The organism is Saccharopolyspora galaxeae (assembly GCF_016526145.1).
In the GTDB taxonomy this organism is placed as follows: Bacteria; Actinomycetota; Actinomycetes; order Mycobacteriales; family Pseudonocardiaceae; genus Saccharopolyspora_C; species Saccharopolyspora_C galaxeae.
Genome location: NZ_JADDUE010000007.1, coordinates 225402 through 244591, shown reverse-complemented (window position 1 = coordinate 244591; position 19190 = coordinate 225402). Strand labels below are relative to the sequence as shown.

The following is a 19190-nucleotide window of genomic DNA, read 5'->3' as shown; positions in this document are numbered from 1 at the left end:
GTGCGAGCCCCGGCATCGGGATCGCGAGCGGGACGAACCCCAGCACCAGCACCGGAGGACGACGGCTCCGCATCGTCAGCGGTAGCTCTGCCAGCAATAGCCGGCAGGTTCGGGCCGACATGTCCCTGCGCGGGCGACACGCAGATTAGAACTCTCGCCACGGCGCCCCCATGCTGAACATCGACATCGCTGAGCCAGAAACAGCATCGGCCTCGAATGACGTTATCGCGGTCGTGCGTGGTCGATCGAGAGTGTGCAGATGCACGAGCGGCACTGGTGCTGCTAGACAACGCCGGACACTTCCCCGTCGGATCCCCCGGTGTTCACCAGCTGGTCGAAGTGATCCGTAGCTGCGCTCAAGCTTGATCGCGACCGGCGCGGTCAGGCGACGTCGTAGCGCGGGGCGGCGCGGAGCAGGAAGGACAGGTCGGTGCCCGCGGGCAGGTTCTGCGGCGGAGCGTGGCGGGTGAACAACCACGCCGCTTGTGCACCGCCGAGTTCGGCGCACCGGCCGCGCACCCGCAACCAGGAGTCCGGTCGCAAGCCGAGCACCGGAGCGTCGTTGTGCGCCAGGAAATCCACGATGCACTCATCGCGGGAGTCGCCACCCGGGTCGGCATCGGGATAGCGCGGGTTGATCTGGAACGGCAGCAGGTTCAGCGCCGCGAACGACGCGGGCTGCAGCACCGCCATGTCGTTGCTGGTGCGCAGGCTCGGGCAGGCCAAGGTCGCTCCCGCACCGGCGCCGAGGAAAGGTACCCCGGACAGCGCGGCGCGCCGCAGCTCCCGCATCAGGTCCTGCCGTTGCAGCGTGGCCAGCAACCGGAACGTGTTGCCACCGCCGAGGAAGACGACCTCCGCCGCGCGGATCGCGGCCACCGGGTCGGCCGCGCGGTGCAGGCCGTCGAGCTTGATGCCGACCGCGCTGAGCACCGAATGCGCGCTGCGCGCGTAGGTGTCGAAGTCCCGGCGGGCATAAGGCACGAACAACATCCGTTCCCGCCCGGCCATCAGCTCGGTCACCGCGGGCAGCGCGTGGTCCAGGAACCCCCTGCCCGGCACGTGCGAACTCGACAGCAGGAGAAGCTGCACCACCGTCTCCCCTCGGCGACTCCTGCACTGTTCGGGCACCTTACCGCCGGGTCTGGAGCCGGTGGGCCGGGACCGGCAGGATGGCCGCATGGCCGAGACCAACGACGTGACGATCATCGGCGGCGGCATCGTGGGACTGGCCACGGCCTACTCGCTGGCGCGCGACGGGCGGCGCATCACCGTGCTGGAGAAGGAGTCCGCGGTGGGCGCGCACCAGACCGGGCACAACTCCGGCGTGCTCCACAGTGGACTGTACTACCCGCCGGGCAGCGCGAAGGCCCGCTTCGCCCGCGCGGGGGCCGAAGCGATGTACCGGTTCTGCGCCGAGCACGGCGTGCCTGCGCGGCGGACCGGCAAGGTCGTCGTGGCCAGCACCGCGGAGCAACTCCCGCAACTCGCGGAACTGGCCCGCCGCGGCACCGCCAACGGCGTACGACTGTCCGAAATGGACAGTGCGGAGCTGGCGGAGCGGGAGCCGCACGTGCGCGGGCTGCGGGCGCTGCTGGTGCCGGACGCCGGGAGCACCGACTTCGGTGCGGTGTGCCGCGCGCTCGCCGAAGAACTCGCCGGTCGCGGCATCGAAGTCCGCGAGCGCACCGAGCTGCGGTCGGTCCGCCGCGACGGGCGCGGCCTGGTGCTGACCACGACAGCGGGCGAGTTCCGCTCGCGGGTCGCGGTGAACTGCGCGGGCCTGCACAGCGACACCGTCGCCGAACTGGCGGGCACGCAGCCGTCAGCGCGCATTCTGCCGTTCCGCGGCGAGTACTTCGAGACGACTCCGGAACGCCGCGACCTGGTGAACGCACTGGTGTATCCGGTGCCGGATCCGGCATTCCCGTTCCTCGGCGTGCACTTCACGCGCATGGTCGACGGTGGCCTGCACGTCGGGCCGAACGCAGTGCCCGCACTGGCTCGCGAAGGCTACGACTGGCGCACTTGGTCGACGGCGCACCTGCGCCGCTTGCTGACCGACCCCGGTCTGCGGGTGCTGGCGAAGAAGTACTGGCGCACCGGCGCCGGGGAGATCGCCCGCTCGGCCTGCAAACCGCTGTTCGTGCGTGCCGCGCAGCAGCTCCTGCCGGAGTTGCGCGGCCGCGACCTGACGCGCGCAGAAGCCGGAGTGCGGGCGCAGGCGGTGCAGCCGGACGGCACGCTCGTGGACGATTTCCGCATCGACGAGGACGAGCACTGGGTACACGTGCTCAACGCGCCCTCCCCGGCGGCGACGGCCTCGCTGCTGATCGGCGAGGACATCGCTGCCAGGGTCGGGGCGAAACTGCCCGGCTGAGTCCGGCTCAGTAGTAGTCGCGGCGCTGGTAGTACTCGCGCTCGCGGTTGCGCGCCGCGTCGATGCGCACCCGGCGCACGACGCCGTGCAGTGCGCTGCTGACCAGCGTGACGATCAGCGCGCCCCAGAACGCAGCCCAGAAACCGTCGACGTAGAACGGCAATCGCAGCTCACCGGCCACGTAGCCGGTCAGCCAGAACAGCAGCGCGTTGACCACCAGCCCGAACAAACCGAGCGTGACCAGGTAGAGCAGGCAGCCGAAGGTCTTCGCGATCGGTTTGAGCACCGCGTTGACGATGCCGAACACCACCGCGACGACCAGCAGCGTGACGATCTTGGTCCCGGTGTCGGTGCTCGCGTCGCCGAGCTGGATTCCGGGCAGTGCGGTGGTGACCCACACCGCCACCGCGGTGATCAGGATGTGCAGCAGTACCGCCACGATGCGCCTTTCGGTGTCGATGCCTGTTGTCGAGTTCGGCGCACGCTACCGCCCCGCCCGGCTCGGCCGCGGGCCCGTCGGCCCGGGCCCGTGGCGAACCGGGGAAAACCGTCACACGTGCACGGTGTTCATCGCGTGCTCCGGGTAGCGCTCGCCGACCGCGACGCCGACCGGCGCCACCGCCTCGATCGCGGCGAGTTCCTCGTCGCGCGGGTTTCGAAAACGCGATCCGGCTCAGGCCGGCTTCGCTCAGGCGAACATCTCCGCCATCAGGGCTTCGATCGCGTCCGTGCGGGCACGCTGCTCCGCCTGCTCGCAGGCCTCCACGAAGCGGAACACCAAACCTTCCCGCAACCCCCACGGGCACAGGTCCAGCTCGTCGACACCGGCCGCGCGCAGCAGCGCGTCCGCGGCCACCGCACCCGCCAGAATGCGCCGGGCGCGGCTGCGCGAAACACCGGGCAGCTTGCTCCGCTCCTGCTGCGAGAGCGCCGCCAGCCGCGGGATCCAGCGCCGCAGGTTCGCCCGAGCCAGCGTGTCCGGGTGGCGGACCAGCTTGTCGTCCGAGCTCGCGGCGAGCACCGCCAGCTGGCGCAGCACCTTCGACTGCCCCACCGACTGCCCGAGATCAGCATCGGCGAAGCGGGCCAGTGCGGGCGCGGCGATGTCGTCCACGGTGCGATGCAACGCCTCGACCACCTTCGGCGACGGAGGATCACCGGGCAGGTGCTCGCGGGTCAGCTTGGCCGCACCGAGCGGGAGCGAGATCACCTCGTCCGGGTACTGACCGGCGCCAGTGGCCACCTCGGCGGTGCCGCCGCCGATGTCGAAGGTGGTCAGCAAGGACCGCTCGCGGCCGTGCCAGCGGCGGGCGGCGTGGAAGCACAGCGCGGCCTCGGCGTGCGGGCTCAGCGCGCCGATCCGGCAGCCCGCCGCGCGCCCGAGACGTTCGCGCAGCTCGGCGCCGTTGGCGGCGTCGCGCACGGCGGCGGTGCCGAACGCGACCAGCGGGCCGGTGAGCCTGGACTCCGCGGCGCGCACGCATTCTTCGACGGCGCGCACGGCTTGTTCGGCACCGGCCTCGGTCACGTGCCCGTCCGGGCGGGTGTGGTCGGCGAGCCGGGTCTTGGCCTTGTGGCTCCACGAGGCTCGGGGCAGCCGGGCGCGGTCGAGGTCGACCAGTTCCAGGCGCGCGGCGGTGGAGCCGATGTCGAGCAGTCCGAGCTTCATACCACCCTCACGTGCCCTCCGGCCGGAGCTTCGCAAACAGCGGCCCCGGTGCGGCACGGCGCGAGCATCCGGCAAGAGCGGAGAACGAGAACCATGTACGGATCATGCCGCATGAACACTCTCCGTTCATCGCCCGTTCGGCGTTTCTTGATCCGTAATCAACGTCACGGCCACCGGCGAAGCTCGCACTACCTGTGTCACACAAGTGGTGTTAGAAAGGGCTCCCCGGGAGCGGTCCGCGGCCGATAACCTCGGGAGACCCGGCGGAGCGGCCGGAACCCGGCGCCGCCCGCCCGCAGCCACGGAGAGGACGACCATGCGCATCGGGATGCCGCTGAACTACAGCGGGGGCTTCAAGGAAACCGTCGACGAACTGGCCACCTACGAGAAGGCGGGCCTGGACATCGTCTACGTCGCGGAAGCGTATTCGTTCGACGCGGTCAGCCAGATGGGCTTCATCGCCGCGCGCACCGAACGCCTCGAGATCGCCTCCGGCATCCTGCAGATCTACACCCGCACTCCCACCGCGACCGCGATGACCGCGGCCGGGATGGACTTCGTCTCGGACGGCCGGTTCACCCTCGGCATCGGCGCCTCCGGCCCGCAGGTGATCGAGGGCTTCCACGGCGTGCCGTACCAGGCGCCGCTCGGCCGCACCCGCGAACTGGTCGACATCTGCCGCCAGGTGTGGCGCCGCGAGCGCGTGCAGCACGACGGCAAGCACTTCCAGATCCCGCTGCCCGAGGGGCAGGGCACCGGCCTGGGCAAACCGCTGAAGCTGATCAACCACCCGGTGCGGGAGAACATCCCGATCATGATCGCCGCGATCGGGCCGAAGAACGTGGCGATGGTCGCCGAGATCGCCGAAGCGTGGGAACCGATCTTCTACGTCCCGGAGAAGGCCGCCGACGTGTGGGGCGAGTCGCTGGCGGCGGGCAAGGCCAAGCGCGATCCGCAGCTCGGCGAGCTGGACGTGGTCGCGCAGGCGCCGCTGGCCATCGGCGAGGACGTGGCCTCGCTGGCGGACTCGATCCGCCCGATGCTGGCGCTCTACATCGGCGGGATGGGTGCCAAGGGCAAGAACTTCTACAACGACCTGGCGCGGCGCTACGGCTACGAGGCCGAAGCCGCCGAGATCCAGGACCTGTACTTGGACGGCAAGAAGGACGAGGCTGCGGCGAAGGTGCCGGACGAGCTGATCTCGCAGACGACGCTGATCGGCTCCGAAGGGCACGTGCGCGAACGCCTCGCCGCCTACAAGCAGGCAGGGGTCTCCACGCTGAACGTGACCCCGCTGGCCGGGACGTTCGAGGAGCGCACCAAGCTGATCGAGAAGGTCCGCGAACTCTCCGACGAGGTGTGATCGGCTGGGCCGGGCCGCGCGCCCGGCCCACCTCAGCCGTTGAGGACGCGGATCGGTGAGCCGTCCAGGTAGGCCCGGACGTCCTCCACCGTCTCGGCGTAGAAGGCCTCGTAGGTACCCGTGGTGACGTAGCCGATGTGCGGGGTGAGCACGGCGTTCGGCACCTCGCGCCACGGGTCGTCGGCGGGCAGCGGTTCGCGGCCGAACACGTCCACGCCCGCGCCGGCGATCCGGCCTTCGCGGAGGGTTTCGCGCAGCGCGGGTTCGTCCACGATCGGGCCGCGCGAGGTGTTGACCAGGTAGGCGGTCGGGCGCATCAGCGCCAGCTCGTCCGCGCCGACCAGGCCGCGGGTGCGCTTGCTCAGCACGGTGTGGATGGTCAGCACGTCGGAGTCGCGGAACAACCGGTCCTTGTCCACCCGCAGCGCACCCACCTCGGCGGCGGCTTGCTCGGTGAGGTTCTCGCTCCAGGCGATCACTTCCATCCCGAGCGCCAGGCCGACCGTCGCGACCTGGCTGCCGAGCCGGCCCAGCCCGAGCACGCCCAACGTCCGCCCGGCCAGTTCCACGCCGACGCCGCGCTGCCAGCCGCCTTCGCGCACCGAGCGGTCGTGCGCCGGGATGTCGCGGGTGACGGCCAGGATCAGCCCCCAGGTCAGCTCCGCGGTCGCCTGCCACGAGCCACCGCGGGTGCCGGAGACGGTGACGCCGAGTTCGGCTGCCGCCGCCATGTCGATCGACGCGTTCTTCATGCCGGTGGTGACCAGCAGCTTCAGGTTCGGCAACGCTTCGAGCAGGGCGCGCGGGAACGGCGTGCGCTCGCGCATCGCGGCGATCACGTCGAACGGTTCGAGGCGGCGCACCAACTCGTCGTGATCGGTGCTGGTCTCGTGGAAGAACGCGACTTCGGCGGGCAGCGAGTCCCAGTCGGCGTAGTCCCTTGCGACGTTCTGGTAGTCGTCGAGCACCGCGATCCGCATTGCGCTCCTCCTTCGCCGGGTTGGCCACGATCGTAGATCGTGCGCCGCGGGCACCGCTCCGACGGATCTTCGACATGGCCGGTCGCGCCCCGGCGCGCGATAGGAGACAACGGCGGCCGGAACGGGAGAGACTGCCCGGGTGACTCGATCCAGCCTGCTGCACCTGCTGCCGCTGCGCGCGTTCCACTCCGCGCCGGAGACCATCGGTTCCCCGTCGCTGCACAGCGAGGGTTTCGTGCACTGCTCCCCGGACATCGCCACGACGCTGGCGGTGGCGAACACGCTCCACCGGGACACCGAGGAGCCGATGGTCGCCTTGGAGCTCGACCCGGATCGGCTCGCAGCGCCGGTCCGCTGGGAGCCCGCAGCGCCCGCTCCGCCCGCCGGTGTGCCGTCGGACGCCCTGTTCCCGCACGTCTACGGCCCGCTGGAGCGCGACGCGGTGATCGGGCTGCATTACGCGCGCCGCGATCCGCAAGGCAGGTACGTGGGGCTGGAGACGCGTAGCCGGACCGCGGAAGAACTGGATCTGCTGCCGCATCCGGAGGGCGGTTGGTACCGTCGGACCTGGACGAGCCCGGTGCCGGTGGAACCGGACGGGCGCGGGAGCCGGCCGTCGGCGACCGCGATCTACTTCCTGCTCACGCCCGGCCAGTCCTCGGCGTGGCACGTGGTGGATTCGGCCGAGATGTGGCTGTGGCACCGCGGCGGGCCGTTGACGCTCTCGCTCGGCGGGGACGGCGCGGTGCCTGCGGAGCGGCCGCGGGACCACGTGCTCGGCGTCGGTGCCGGTCAAGATCCTCAGGTGCTGGTGCCTGCCGGGACCTGGCAGCGAGCGGTGGCGTCGGCGACGGTGGAATCGCTGGTGACCTGCGTGGTCTCCCCCGGCTTCGACTTCGCCGACTTCCGGGTGCTGTGAACCGAGGCGTGCGGCGCCGCGAAGCTCGGAGGAGGTTCGGCGGCCGGCGGGACCACGACTGTCACCTGCCTGCGAGGCAGGTTCCGGGCCGGGAAGGTGCACGAGCGCTGCGGAGTGTTCGCGGGGGTGGTCCGGCGGGATCGTCCGCGGCCGGGATGGCCGAGCATCCGCGCCTCGAACCAGCACAGCGCGATGAGCGACCCGAAGATCGTTCCGATGCCCAGCGACGCCGCCACCGCGAAGACCGCCAGCGTGTTCAGCACCGACTTCACCCCCGAAAAGCCATTCGTGCCCTGCGCTTTGGCGGGGTCCGCTCGGGCCGGCGGGCGCCGCGCCGGTTCTCACCGTAGGTCCGGGGCGGTACCGGTGCCGGACACCGACGAGGGCGCAATCCCATCGAGGGACTTCAGTTGCGCGGAGGTTTGCTCGTCCGTCCACCTCCGAGCGATCACGTTCTCGGAGGCCAAGTCCTTGATCAGGCGATTCGGCGATTCTGGGCGCTACTATCGAGTGATGGCGGCGGCAGTTCGGGGGCGTCGCGGTCGGTGACCACCGATCTCGCCCGATGTTGTGACCTGACCCGCGTCCAGGCAACCGGCGCGGGAACTCGCGCGTGCCCCGGGTGATCGCCGCCGCCGTACTCGCACAGCCTGGAGGTTTTGGTGAAGGGCTACGCCGTGCATCTGCTCTGCCACCTGCTCGCGATCATCTGCGGAGCCGCGGCCGGGATCGCGGGCGCGCTGTGGTGGTTCCTGGGCAGCGCACCGGGGTTGTGGGCCGCGGTGGCAGCGCTGGTGCTCGGCGTGCTGGTGCTGGTCATGCAGTGGTCGGTCATCCGCGCCGCCGAGCCCGAGCGGCCGCAGCGCCGGGGAGGTACCCGGCCCGGTATGCCGCAGGCGGTGGCGCACGACGGGTCCACGCGCAGCGAGATCGCCCGGCCGAGCAGGTGGGGCTGAGCGGAGCCGATCACATCTTGAGAAGACCGGATCAGCGGCTGGATGGGCCGTTCCGGCACGTGCTCGGATGAGGTCGAGTCCCGGGAGTTCGGGACTCCCCCGCAGCCGAGGACGGACTCGATGCCCGCTCAGTTCTCCCGCCGCAGGTTCGCCCGCCGCGCACTGGGCGCGGCCGGTTCGGCCGCCGTCGCCGCCACCGGTCTCGTCCGGGAGTCGCGCACCTCGCTGGACGGCGCTTGGTCGTTCGGCCCGCTGCCGCCGGGCACGGACCCGGCAACCGTCGACGACCACCAGCTGTCCACAGTGGCCGTTCCGCACACCGCGGTGGAGCTGTCCTGGGGCGACTGGGACCCGGCTCGGTGGGAACAGCGGTGGCTGTACCGCAAGCGGTTCACCGCGCGAACCGAGCCGGGGCTGCGGCATTTCCTGCGCTTCGAGGGCGCGCTGACCTCCGCGCACCCGGTGCTCAACGGGCGAGCGCTGCAGCCGCACGCAGGTGGCTACCTGCCGTTCGAGCGGGAGGTCACGGCGCTGCTGGGGGCGCAGAACGACCTGGACGTCGTGGTGGACGGCAGCTTCGACACCGAGGTGCCGCCGAACGGTGAGTCCTCGGACGGGAGGCCGTCGAGCACCGCGGTGGATTTCTGGCAGCCCGCCGGTCTCTACCGCGAGGTGTCGCTGCGCAGCGTTCCGGCCGATCACGTGCGGGACGTGTTCGCCGAGCCCGTGCACGTGCTCGACGCCGCCCGGCGCAAGCTCCGGGTGCGGTGCGAACTGGACCTCGCGCGGGGCGGGAATTACCTGCTGCGCGCGGAAGTTCGCCGGGGTGCCGAGTCGTTCGGCCGGGCCGAGCGGCCGATCCGATCACCCGCGGGCAGGCATCCCGTGGAACTCGCGGTCGGCGATCTCGCGGACGTGCAGTTGTGGGGGCTGGACGCGCCGCACCTCTACGACGTGGTGGTCACGCTCGTCCGGGCTGGTCAGCCGGTGCACCGGCGCCGGGCGCGCACCGGGTTCCGGGAAGCGCGCTTCGACCGCGACGGGTTCCGGCTCAACGGCGTGCGCAGGCAGCTGTTCGGGGTGAACCGGCACCAGTTCTATCCGTTCGCGGGGGCGGCGATGCCCGCGCGGGTGCAACGGCGCGACGCCGAGATCCTGCGCAACGAGCTGAACTGCAACATGGTGCGCTGCTCGCACTACCCGCAGCACGAAGCGTTCCTGGACGCCTGCGACGAACTCGGTCTGCTGGTGTGGGACGAACCGCCGGGCTGGCAGCACCTCGGCACCGGCCGGTGGGCCGAACGGGCCTATCGCGATGTGCACGACATGGTGGTGCGCGACCGCAATCATCCTTCGGTCGTGCTGTGGGCCGCACGGCTCAACGAAACCCCCGGCGACGCCGAGTTCTACCGCCGCACCGACCGGCTGGCGAAGGAGCTGGACGGTTCGCGGCAGACGACCGGCGCGGTGCTGCAGGCCGACCACGGCACGACGGATTTCCAGCACGACGTGTTCGCCTGCAACGACTACTCCGCGAGCACCGGGCCGGACGGTCGCCTGCGGCCGGAACTGGCGCCGGCGCGCCGAGATTTCCCGTACCTCGTGAGCGAGGCCGTTGGCACGCTGTCCGGACCGGCGACGTTCTACCGGCGCACCGACGACCAGCCGACCCAGCAGGGCCAGGCGCTCGCGCACGCGCGGGCGCACGACCTCGCGCTCGCGGACCGGCGCTACGCGGGAGTGCTGAGCTGGGCCGGTTTCGACTACCCGTCCGGCAACGGCAACGTGTTCCGCGGTGTGAAGTGGCCGGGCGTGCTGGACCTGTTCCGGGTGCCGAAGCCGGGCGCGGCCGTCTACCGGTCCCAAGTGGATCCGTTGCGGCGCTTGGTGATCGAGCCGTCGTTCCACTGGGATCTGACCGGTTCGCACCCGGTGGGCGAGCTCGGAGCGCGGGCGGCGATCTGGTCCAATGCGGACCGGCTGGAGCTGTTCCTGGACGACCAGCCGCTCGCGTCGCTGCTCCCGGCGCGCGACGAGTTCCCGAATCTGCCGTATCCGCCGTTCTTCGCTGATTTCTCCACAGTGGACGGCATGCCGGAGTTGCGGATCGATGCCCACCTCGGCGGCCGGATGGTGCGCAGCCGCCGGTTCTCGGCCGACCGCGGGGCCGACCGGCTCGCGCTGCGCACGGACGACCGCAGCATCGCCTCCGGCGGCGCGGACGCCACGCGCGCCGAGATCCGCGTGGTGGACCGCTACGGCGCCGATCGCGCCGGTACACCCGGTGATGTGGCGCTGGAAGTGACCGGTCCGGCGGTGCTCGTCGGCAGCGATCCCTTCCCGCTGGCCGAAACCGGCGGGGTCGGTGCGGTCTGGCTGCGCAGCCGACTCGCAGGCACCGGGCCGGTCACGCTGACCGCGCACCACCCGACCGCGGGGTCCGCCCGCGCCGCGATCGAGGTCCACGGTCCGCCTGCACCCACGTGAACCCGCGCTCAGCCGACCGGCACGAGCACGGAGCGGGTCTGCCGGGCGATCTCCAAGTCCTCGCGGGCATCGACCAGGACGGTCCGGACACCCGCGCCCGACGCGGTCAGATCAGCGTCGTCGCTGGTAGCTGCATTGCGGTCCTCGTCGATCTCGACTCCGAGGAACCCGAGCCCGGCAGCGAGATCAGCCCGCAGCGGTGGCTGATGCTCCCCGAGCCCACCGGTGAACACCAGCACGTCCAGTCCGCCCATGACCGCCACCATCGCGCCCGCGTGCCGGATCAGGCTGTGCGTGAACACGTCGTAGGCCAGCGCCGCGTCCCGGTCACCGTCGTCGCGCGCAGCGAGCACGTCCCGGAGATCGCCGGAGGTTCCGGACAATCCGGCCAAGCCCGCGCGCTTCTGGATCGCGGTGAACAACTCGTCCACCTCGACCCGGCCACTGGTGAGCAGCCAGCCCAGCAGACCGGGATCCACCGACCCGCTGCGACTGGCCATGACCAGCCCTTCGTCCGGTGTGAAACCCATCGTCGTGTCCACGCACCGGCCATCGCGCACGGCCGCGAGCGAGGCGCCGGAACCCAGGTGGCAGGTCAAGATCCGGCCTTGCTGCGACTGCGACCCGGCAAGCTCGGCACCGCGGCGCGCCGCGTAGCCGTGCGAGAGGCCGTGGAACCCGTAGCGGCGCAGCGACCACTGCTCGTTCCACTCCTTCGGCAGCGCATAGGTGGCGGCGGCTTCCGTCAGCGTGCTGTGGAAGGCGGTGTCCACGCACACCACCGAAGGCGTGCCCGGAGCGCACTCCTCCGCCGCGCGGATCCCGTCCAGCGCCCGCGCCTGGTGCAGCGGAGCGAGATCGGTCAGCGTCGACAAGTAGTGCACGAGGTTCTCGTCCACCACCGCGGGCCCGGTCACCTGCGTGCCGCCGTGCACCACGCGGTGCCCGATAGCGTCCGCGCCGTGCTCGGCGAAGAAGTCGCGGATCGGCTCGTTCTCGCCCTGCCAGCGCTGCACGTCGTGCGCGGCGAGCTGCTCGTCGTCGTCGAGCAGCCGCAGCTTCAGGCTGCTCGAGCCCGCGTTGACCGTCAGCACCCGCATCAGGACTCCCACTTCCAATCCCGCACCTCTGGCATGTCCTCGCCGTAGGTGGTCACGTGGTGCCGGTGCTCGATGAGCTTGTCCTTGAGCTCCTCGCGCGCGTAGCCCGCCCGCTCGCCGAGCCGCGGTACCCGGTCGATCACGTCGATCGCCAGGTTGAACCGGTCGATCTCGTTGAGCACGCACATGTCGAACGGCGTGGTCGTGGTGCCTTCCTCCTTGTAGCCGCGGGCGTGCAGGTTGGGGTGGCCGCGCCTGCGGTAGGTCAGCCGGTGGATCAGCCAGGGATAGCCGTGGTAGTTGAAGATGATCGGCGTGTCCGTGGTGAACAGCGCGTCGAACTCCATATCGGACAGACCGTGCGGGTGTTCGCGCTCGTCCTGCAGTCGCATCAGGTCCACCACGTTGACCACGCGCAGCCGCAGGTCCGGGAAGCGGCGCCGCAACCAGTCCACCGCGGCCAGCGTCTCCATCGTCGGCACGTCGCCTGCGCAGGCCATCACCGCGTCGGCGGGCTCGCCGTCGCCGTCGTTGCTGGCCCAGTCCCAGATGCCGATGCCCTTGGTGCAGTGCACCACCGCCGAGTCCATGTCCAGGTATTGCGGGGCGGCTTGCTTGCCCGCCACCACGACGTTGATGTAGTCGCGGCTGCGCAGGCAGTGGTCGGTGACCGACAGCAGCGTGTTCGCGTCCGGCGGCAGGTAGACGCGCACCAGCTCGGCCCGCTTGTTCACCACGTGGTCGATGAATCCCGGGTCCTGGTGCGAGAAGCCGTTGTGGTCCTGGCGCCAGACGTGCGAGGTCAGCAGGTAGTTCAGCGAGGCGATCGGCTGGCGCCAGCCGAGCCGCTTGGCGACCTTCAGCCACTTCGCGTGCTGGTTGAGCATCGAGTCCACGATGTGCGCGAACGCCTCGTAGCAGGAGAACAACCCGTGCCTGCCGCTGAGCAGGTAGCCCTCCAGCCAGCCCTGGCAGGTGTGCTCCGAGAGCACCTCCATGACCCGGCCTTCCGGGGCCAGCGACTCGTCGTCCGGTTCGATCCGGCCCATCCAAGCCCGCGGGGTCGCCTCCAGGATCGCGTCCAGCCGGTTGGAGTTGTTCTCGTCCGGGGCGAACACGCGGAAGTTGCTCTCCGCCTCGTTGCGCCGCATGACGTCGCGCAGGAAGGTGCCGAGCACCCTGGTCGCCTCGCCGTCGGTGGCGCCCGGGTCCGGCACCGGCAGCGCGTAGTCCCGGAAGTCCGGCATCCGCAGACCGCGCAGCAGGTGTCCGCCGTTGGCGTGCGGGTTCGCGCTCATCCGCCGCGCGCCCCGTGGGTGCTGCTCGCGGACCGGCTGCGCGGGCCTGCCCTCGGAGTCGAACAGCTCGTCCGGTTCGTAGCTGCGCAGCCAGTTCTCCAGCAGCCGCAAGTGGTCGCGATCGTTGCGCGGGTCGCTGATCGGGATCTGGTGCGCGCGCCACGTGCCCGCGACCCGCGCACCGTCCACAGTGTCCGGACCGGTCCAGCCCTTCGGGCTGCGCAGCACGATCATCGGCCAGGTGGGCCGGTCGGTCACACCGTCCCGGCGAGCGCGGGACCGGATCGCGTCGATCTCGTCCAGGCAGCGGTCCAGGGTCGCGGCGAACAGCTGGTGCATCTCGGCGGGTTCCGAGCCGGCGACCACGAACGGCTCGTACCCGTTGCCGCGCAACAGGTTCAGCAGTTCGGGTTCGGAGATGCGGGACAGCACCGTCGGGTTGGCGATCTTGTAGTCGTTCAGGTGCAGGATCGGCAGGACCGCGCCGTCGCGCGCCGGGTCGAGGAACTTGTTCGAGTGCCAGCCGGTGGCCAGCGGGCCGGTCTCGGCCTCGCCGTCCCCCACCACGCAGGCGACCGTGAGGTCCGGGTTGTCGAACGCGGCGCCGTAGGCGTGCGCGAGCGAGTAGCCGAGTTCGCCGCCTTCGTTGATCGAGCCCGGCACTTCCGGCGCCACGTGGCTCGGCACGCCACCGGGGAAGGAGAACTGCGTGACCAGCCGGCGCATCCCCTCGAGGTCCTGGGCCACGTCCGGATAGATCTCGCTGTAGGTGCCCTCCAGCCACGCGGCCGCGACCAGGCCCGGACCGCCGTGCCCCGGGCCGGTCACGTAGATCATGTCCAGGTCCCGGGAACGGATCGCCCGGTTCAGGTGCGCGTAGATGAACGTGAGGCCGGGCGTGGTGCCCCAGTGCCCCAGCAGCCGCGGTTTGACGTGCTCCGGGCGCAGCGGTTCCCGCAGCAGCGGGTTGTCCATCAGGTAGATCTGCCCGGCCGAGAGGTAGTTCGCCGCGCGCCACCACTGGTGGACGCCCTGCAGTTCCCGCGAGTCCAGGTACTCGGTCCGGCCGGCGGTCACCGTCGCGGTTGCCATCCGCGAACCTCCTTGGCGGATGCCGTGGGTGCTGTTCACCTCATGGCGTTCCCCGTTCGCGGCGATCGCAACCCGCCTCAGCCGAGGCGCACGACCTCGCCGGTCGCGGCCGAGCGGCGCGCCGCGTCGATGATCTCCAGGCCGACGATCGGGCCGACCGGGTCCACCGGCGGCGGCGTGCCGTTGCGCACCGCCGCGGCCAGCGCGTCGTAGAACTCCTGGTAGGCGCCGGGCACGGTCGGCACGGGCCGGGAATCCTGCACCGTGCCCAGCACTCCCCAGGACTCCTCGGGCTCCTCGCCCCAGCCCGGACCGGGCCGTTCCCCCGCGCGCAGCGCCGCTTCCTGCGGATCGAGGCCGAACTTGGTGTAAGCGCCGCGATCACCCAGCACCCGCAGCCGCGGACCGTGCTGGGCGGCGACCTTGCTGACCCACAGGTGCGAGCGGACGCCGCCGGAGTGCGTCAACGCCACGAACGCGTCGTCGTCCACTTCGACGCCCGCGCGGCGCGCGGCCACCTCCGCGTAAACCGACTCGACCGGCCCGAACAGCGCCAACGCCTGGTCGATCAGGTGGCTGCCGAGGTCGTAGAGCACCCCACCGGCGTCCTGCGCGCCACCGGACTCCCGCCAGCCGGACTTCGGCGTCGGCACCCAGCGCTCGAACCGGGACTCGAACCGGTGCACCGCGCCGAGCTCGCCGTCCGCGATCAGCTCGGCGGCGGTGCGGAAGTCGTTGTCCCACCGGCGGTTCTGGAAGACCGTCAGCGGCAGTCCGCGTTCCCGTGCGAGCTCGACCAGCTCGCGTCCCTCGTCGGCGGTCGGCGCGAACGGCTTGTCGACCACCACCGGCAGGCCGGCACGCAGCGCGGCCCTGGTGTGCTCGCCGTGCGCGCGGTTCGGGCTGGCCACGACCACGAGATCCAGATCTTCGCGGTCCAGCATGGCCTGCACGTCGGGGACGATGGCCGCACCCGGGTACTCAGTCTGGACCCGCTCGCGGCGCTCCGGCGAACCGGTGACGACCGTCGCCAGCCGCAGCTGCGGGTTCGCCGCGATCAGCGGCGCGTGGAACACCGCGCCAGCGACACCGAAACCGATCAAGCCCACCCGCAGTTCAGCGCTCATGCGGCCATTAGATCAGCCCGCTGAACCGATCCAAGGGCGCCGTCGCACGGTGCTCCGGTCACACCGGTGCTTCGGGCCCGCCCAGCCTGCCCGGGGAGACCAGACCGGTCTCGTAGGCGGTGATCACCAGTTGGGTGCGCGAGCTCAGGTGCAGCTTCTGCATCACGTGGTACAGGTGCGATTTCACGGTCAGCTCGGCCAGTCCCAGCTTGCGCGCGATGTCCGCGTTCGAACCGCCGCGGGCGACCTCCAGCAGCACGTCGCGCTCCCGGTTCGTCAGCCCGCTGAGCTCGCTGGAAGCATCGCGCACCCCCAGCGAAGCGAACCGGGTGAGCAACCGCCGGGTCACTCGTGGGGCCAGCAGCGCCTCCCCCGCGGCCACGGTGTGCACCGCGCGCACCAGCTCCTCCGGCGGCGCGTCCTTGAGCAGGAATCCGCTGGCCCCGGCCCGCAGCGCGGCGTAGACGTACTCGTCGAGGTCGTGCACCGTCAGCATCAGCACCGCGGTGCGGCCCTCGGTGTCGCCGATGATCTCGCGGGCGGCGCTGATCCCGTCGGTGCCCGGCATCCGCACGTCCATCAGCACCACGTCGGGGCGGCGCCTGCGCACGGCGGCGATCGCCGCGTCCCCGTCCTCGGCTTCGGAAAGCACCCGAAGTCCCGGGTCGGCGGACAGCAACGCGACCAGTCCCGCGCGGATCATGGCTTGGTCGTCGGCGACCAGTACGGTCGTTTCGGCCGGGCACTCCACCGCCGGACCTCCTGTCGTTCGGCTTCACCGGCGCACCGGCGGGATTTCCGGGTCAGGCAAGGTCCGAATTTTCGGCGCACGGTAGCACGGCGGCCAAGTGGAATCCGTTCGCAACGGGATGCGCGGTGAACGTTCCGCCCAGCAGCGCGGCCCGTTCCCGCAGGCCGACCAAGCCCTGCCCGGAACCGCCGCGCGGTGCCTGCACGGGCAGCGAGCCGAACGCCTGACCGGTCGCGTGGTTGGTCACTTCCAGCCGCAGCACACCGCTGCCGTAGTCCAGCAGCACCCGCGCGTAGCCGGACGGGGCGTGCTTGAGCACGTTGGTCACGGCTTCCTGCACGATCCGGTAGGCGGCCATCTCCACGCCCGGCCCCAGCTCGCGGACCTCGCCGCGCCGGTCCAGCCGCCACACCACGCCGGTGCCGCGCACCGAATCCACCAGGTGGTCCACCTTGTGCAGGCCCGGCACCGGCTGGCGGCCCGGCCGGTCGGCGTCCGCGCTCGGGCCCTGCTCCTGACCGGCCAGCTCCTGACCCGCGGGTTCCTCCCGCAATCGGCCGAGCAGCCCGCGCAGCTCACCCAGCGCGGTTCGCGAGGTGTGCTCCAGTTCCCGCAACGTCTCCTCGGCATGGCCCGGATCGCGATCCACCAGCGCACGAGCCACTCCGGCGCGCAAGGCCACCACCGACAGGTTGTGCGAGACGATGTCGTGGAACTCGCGGGCGATGCGGGCGCGCTCACCGGCCACGGCCTCCGCGGCGAGCTGCTCCCGCGCCTGGTCCAGCAGCGCGACCGTGCTCTCCAGCTGAGCCGCGCGGCGGCGCCCGAGCCGCACCGCGTACGCCAGCCCCACGACCATGAACAGGTCCACCGAGGCCATCAGCGTGCTCACCACCGCCGACAGCGGCGGCTCACCCTGCGAATACACCACCGGCCACAGCATGGCCAGCACGGTCGCCACGACCGCGCCGGCCACCCCGCTGCGCTGGCACACCGAGTAGACGCCGACCAGGATCGCGAAGTTCAGCGGATCCTCCGGCACCCAGGCGATCGTCAGCGTCGTCGCAGCGGCCAGACAGCCCAGCAACGGCACCCACGGCCACCGCCTGCGCACCAGCAGCAGCCCGAACGCGGGCACGCTGACCAGCATCAGCGACCACCACGGCGTGCCGGGCGGCGGCGGGTCGACGCTGAGCACCAGCACGTGCATGGCGATGAACAGCACGACCATCGCGGAGTCGAGCAGGTACGCCCGCTCGGTCAGCCACGTCGGTATCGGCGAAGTCGACACGGGCAGCAGTATGCGCACGTACCCGCCCGGGAATCAGTAGCCTCGCGCGACCCAATCGTCGAAATGCGGCAAAACCTCACCAACGGTCGTGGTCTCGCCGTGGCCGGGCAGCACCCTGGTGACCTCCGGAAGGGTCAGCAACCGGTCCCGGATCGACTCGGTGAGCACCGCGAAGTCCGAGTAGGACCGCCCGGTCGCCCCGGGACCACCGGCGAACAACGTGTCCCCGGTGAACACCGCGCCGAGATCGGCCGAGTACAAGCACACCGAGCCGGGCGCGTGCCCCGGGGTGTGCAGCACTTGCAGGCCGGTGCCCGCGACCCCGACCACCTGCCGGTCGGCGAGCTTGCGCTCCGGTTCCCGGTCCGGGTGGGTCAGCCGCCACAGCACCAGGTCGTCCGGGTGCAGGAAGATCGGCGCGCCGACCGCCTCGGCCAGTTCCGGGGCCTTGCGCACGTGGTCGTCGTGGGCGTGCGTGGCCAGGATCGCCAGCACCTTCCGCCCGGCGATCAGCTCCTGGACCGCGGCCGGGTCATGCGGCACGTCGATCACGACGCACTCGGCGTCGTCGCCGACCACCCAGGCGTTGTTGTCCACGTCGAAGGTCTGGCCGTCCAGCGAGAACGTGCCGGAAGTCGTGGTGTGGTCGATGCGCGCGGCCATCAGAACACCACCACCGAACGCAGCACGTCACCGGCGTGCATCTTGCTGAACGCGGACTCCACCTGGTCCAACCCGATCTCCTCGGTCACGAACTTCTCCAGCGGCAGCCTGCCCTGCTGGTAGAGCTCCACCAGCATCGGGAAGTCCCGGCTGGGCAGGCAGTCGCCGTACCAGGCGGACTTCAGCGAACCGCCCCGCGCGAACACGTCCAGCAGCGGCAGCTCGAGCCGCATCTCCGGCGTGGGCACGCCGACGAGCACCACGGTGCCCGCGAGATCGCGCGCGTAGAACGCCTGCTTGTAGGTCTCCGGCACGCCGACCGCGTCGACCACCAGGTCGGCGCCGAACCCGTCGGTGAGTTCCCGGATCGCCTCGACGGTGTCCTGCTCACCGGCGTTGACGGTGTGCGTGGCACCGAACTGCTTGGCCCAGTCCAGCTTCTTGGGGTCCTTGTCCACGGCGATGATCCGCCGCGCACCGGCCATGTTCGCGCCGGCCACCGAGCCGTCGCCGACACCGCCGCAGCCGATCACGGCCACCGTGTCGCCGGGACCGGCGTGCCCGGTGTTGACCGCGGCGCCGATGCCGGCCATCACGCCGCAGCCCAGCAGCCCGGCCACCGCGGGCCGCGCGGACGGGTCGACCTTCGTGCACTGTCCCGAGTGGACCAGCGTCTTCTCCGCGAAGGCGCCGATGCCCAGCGCCGGTTCCAACGGGGTGCCGTCGGTCAGCGTCATCGGCTGCGCGGCGTTGTGCGTGTCGAAGCAGTACTGCGGGCGCCCGCGCTTGCATGCCCGGCACACGCCGCAGACGGCGCGCCAGTTGAGCACCACGAAATCGCCCGGCTCAAGATCCTGGACGCCATCGCCGACCGACTCCACGACACCTGCGGCCTCGTGGCCGAGCAGGAACGGGTAGTCGTCACTGATGCCGCCTTCCCGGTAGTGCAGGTCGGTGTGGCAGACCCCGCACGCCTGCACGGCCACCACGGCCTCCCCAGGGCCCGGGTCCGGGACCCGGATGTCGACGACCTCGACGGGAGCTCCCTTGCCGGTCGCCACCACGGCACGGACTTCGCTCAACGAACACCTCCTGGCTCTCGGATTTCGCCCAG

16 protein-coding genes are annotated in these 19190 nt (G+C 71.1%); 5 read left to right on the top strand and 11 right to left on the bottom strand.

The window, feature by feature from the left end:
- Positions 1–381: 381 nt before the first annotated feature.
- Positions 382–1095 (bottom strand): dipeptidase PepE, encoded by a 714-nt coding sequence (gene pepE, locus INP57_RS17815; RefSeq protein WP_295150495.1) that lies wholly within the window; start codon positions 1093–1095, stop codon positions 382–384.
- A gap of 85 nt (positions 1096–1180) precedes the next feature.
- On the opposite strand from pepE, the gene lhgD reads away from it, so the two are divergent.
- Positions 1181–2380 (top strand): L-2-hydroxyglutarate dehydrogenase, encoded by a 1200-nt coding sequence (gene lhgD / locus INP57_RS17810; protein WP_200071365.1) that lies wholly within the window; start codon positions 1181–1183, stop codon positions 2378–2380.
- 7 nt (positions 2381–2387) lie between these two features.
- On the opposite strand, the gene INP57_RS17805 is transcribed toward lhgD, so the two are convergent.
- Together INP57_RS17805 and INP57_RS17800 are read right to left on the bottom strand one after the other, a co-directional pair.
- Positions 2388–2819 (bottom strand): phage holin family protein, encoded by a 432-nt coding sequence (locus INP57_RS17805; RefSeq protein ID WP_200071364.1) that lies wholly within the window; start codon positions 2817–2819, stop codon positions 2388–2390.
- A gap of 249 nt (positions 2820–3068) precedes the next feature.
- On the bottom strand, positions 3069–4049 hold the full coding sequence (locus INP57_RS17800) for a Ppx/GppA phosphatase family protein (protein WP_200071363.1): 981 nt from the start codon (positions 4047–4049) through the stop codon (positions 3069–3071).
- Positions 4050–4365: 316 nt separating this feature from the next.
- Here INP57_RS17800 and INP57_RS17795 point away from each other — a divergent pair, with 316 nt between their 5' ends.
- A complete protein-coding gene (locus INP57_RS17795; RefSeq protein WP_200071362.1) occupies positions 4366–5412 on the top strand; it encodes an LLM class F420-dependent oxidoreductase in 1047 nt (348 codons plus the stop codon).
- A gap of 32 nt (positions 5413–5444) precedes the next feature.
- Here INP57_RS17795 and INP57_RS17790 read toward each other — a convergent pair whose 3' ends face one another.
- On the bottom strand, positions 5445–6392 hold the full coding sequence (locus INP57_RS17790) for a D-2-hydroxyacid dehydrogenase family protein (protein ID WP_200071361.1): 948 nt from the start codon (positions 6390–6392) through the stop codon (positions 5445–5447).
- A 139-nt stretch (positions 6393–6531) separates the two neighbouring features.
- Between INP57_RS17790 and INP57_RS17785 the strand changes: the two genes are divergently transcribed.
- From INP57_RS17785 to INP57_RS17775, 3 genes are all read left to right on the top strand, one after another.
- Entirely contained in the window at positions 6532–7311 is a 780-nt protein-coding gene (locus tag INP57_RS17785; RefSeq protein WP_200071360.1) for a cupin domain-containing protein, read from the top strand.
- A gap of 662 nt (positions 7312–7973) precedes the next feature.
- On the top strand, positions 7974–8267 hold the full coding sequence (locus INP57_RS17780; protein ID WP_200071359.1) for a hypothetical protein: 294 nt from the start codon (positions 7974–7976) through the stop codon (positions 8265–8267).
- Between the two features lie 120 nt (positions 8268–8387).
- Entirely contained in the window at positions 8388–10754 is a 2367-nt protein-coding gene (locus INP57_RS17775; RefSeq protein ID WP_200071358.1) for a glycoside hydrolase family 2 protein, read from the top strand.
- A gap of 8 nt (positions 10755–10762) precedes the next feature.
- Here the strand turns inward: INP57_RS17775 and INP57_RS17770 are convergent, their stop codons facing one another.
- The 7 genes from INP57_RS17770 to INP57_RS17740 form a co-directional block, all read right to left on the bottom strand.
- Entirely contained in the window at positions 10763–11866 is a 1104-nt protein-coding gene (locus INP57_RS17770; protein ID WP_307850159.1) for an acetate/propionate family kinase, read from the bottom strand.
- Complete coding sequence (locus INP57_RS17765; RefSeq protein WP_200071357.1) at positions 11854–14244, bottom strand: phosphoketolase family protein; 2391 nt, start codon at positions 14242–14244, stop codon at positions 11854–11856. The genes INP57_RS17770 and INP57_RS17765 overlap by 13 nt, the downstream gene beginning before the upstream one ends.
- 77 nt (positions 14245–14321) lie before the next feature.
- Positions 14322–15371 (bottom strand): Gfo/Idh/MocA family protein, encoded by a 1050-nt coding sequence (locus tag INP57_RS17760; RefSeq protein WP_200071356.1) that lies wholly within the window; start codon positions 15369–15371, stop codon positions 14322–14324.
- A gap of 58 nt (positions 15372–15429) precedes the next feature.
- The gene (locus tag INP57_RS17755; protein ID WP_200071355.1) at positions 15430–16122 is read right to left on the bottom strand and encodes a response regulator; all 693 of its coding nucleotides are present in this window, start codon (positions 16120–16122) and stop codon (positions 15430–15432) included.
- A 52-nt stretch (positions 16123–16174) separates the two neighbouring features.
- Complete coding sequence (locus tag INP57_RS17750) at positions 16175–17413, bottom strand: sensor histidine kinase (protein ID WP_307850142.1); 1239 nt, start codon at positions 17411–17413, stop codon at positions 16175–16177.
- 33 nt (positions 17414–17446) lie between these two features.
- Positions 17447–18076, bottom strand: coding sequence for an MBL fold metallo-hydrolase (locus INP57_RS17745; RefSeq protein WP_200071354.1), 630 nt, complete (start codon positions 18074–18076; stop codon positions 17447–17449).
- Positions 18076–19158 (bottom strand): S-(hydroxymethyl)mycothiol dehydrogenase, encoded by a 1083-nt coding sequence (locus INP57_RS17740; RefSeq protein WP_233627756.1) that lies wholly within the window; start codon positions 19156–19158, stop codon positions 18076–18078. The genes INP57_RS17745 and INP57_RS17740 overlap by 1 nt, the downstream gene beginning before the upstream one ends.
- Positions 19159–19190: the final 32 nt, after the last annotated feature.

What these genes read in the sequence shown, in the direction of transcription:
- lhgD (WP_200071365.1), top strand. Translation starts at nt 1,181, where the DNA reads ATGGCCGAGACCAACGACGTGACGATCATCGGCGGCGGCATCGTGGGA.
- INP57_RS17800 (WP_200071363.1), bottom strand. Translation starts at nt 4,049, where the DNA reads ATGAAGCTCGGACTGCTCGACATCGGCTCCACCGCCGCGCGCCTGGAA.
- INP57_RS17795 (WP_200071362.1), top strand. Translation starts at nt 4,366, where the DNA reads ATGCGCATCGGGATGCCGCTGAACTACAGCGGGGGCTTCAAGGAAACC.
- INP57_RS17790 (WP_200071361.1), bottom strand. Translation starts at nt 6,392, where the DNA reads ATGCGGATCGCGGTGCTCGACGACTACCAGAACGTCGCAAGGGACTAC.
- INP57_RS17775 (WP_200071358.1), top strand. Translation starts at nt 8,388, where the DNA reads ATGCCCGCTCAGTTCTCCCGCCGCAGGTTCGCCCGCCGCGCACTGGGC.
- INP57_RS17765 (WP_200071357.1), bottom strand. Translation starts at nt 14,244, where the DNA reads ATGGCAACCGCGACGGTGACCGCCGGCCGGACCGAGTACCTGGACTCG.
- INP57_RS17760 (WP_200071356.1), bottom strand. Translation starts at nt 15,371, where the DNA reads ATGAGCGCTGAACTGCGGGTGGGCTTGATCGGTTTCGGTGTCGCTGGC.
- INP57_RS17745 (WP_200071354.1), bottom strand. Translation starts at nt 18,076, where the DNA reads ATGGCCGCGCGCATCGACCACACCACGACTTCCGGCACGTTCTCGCTG.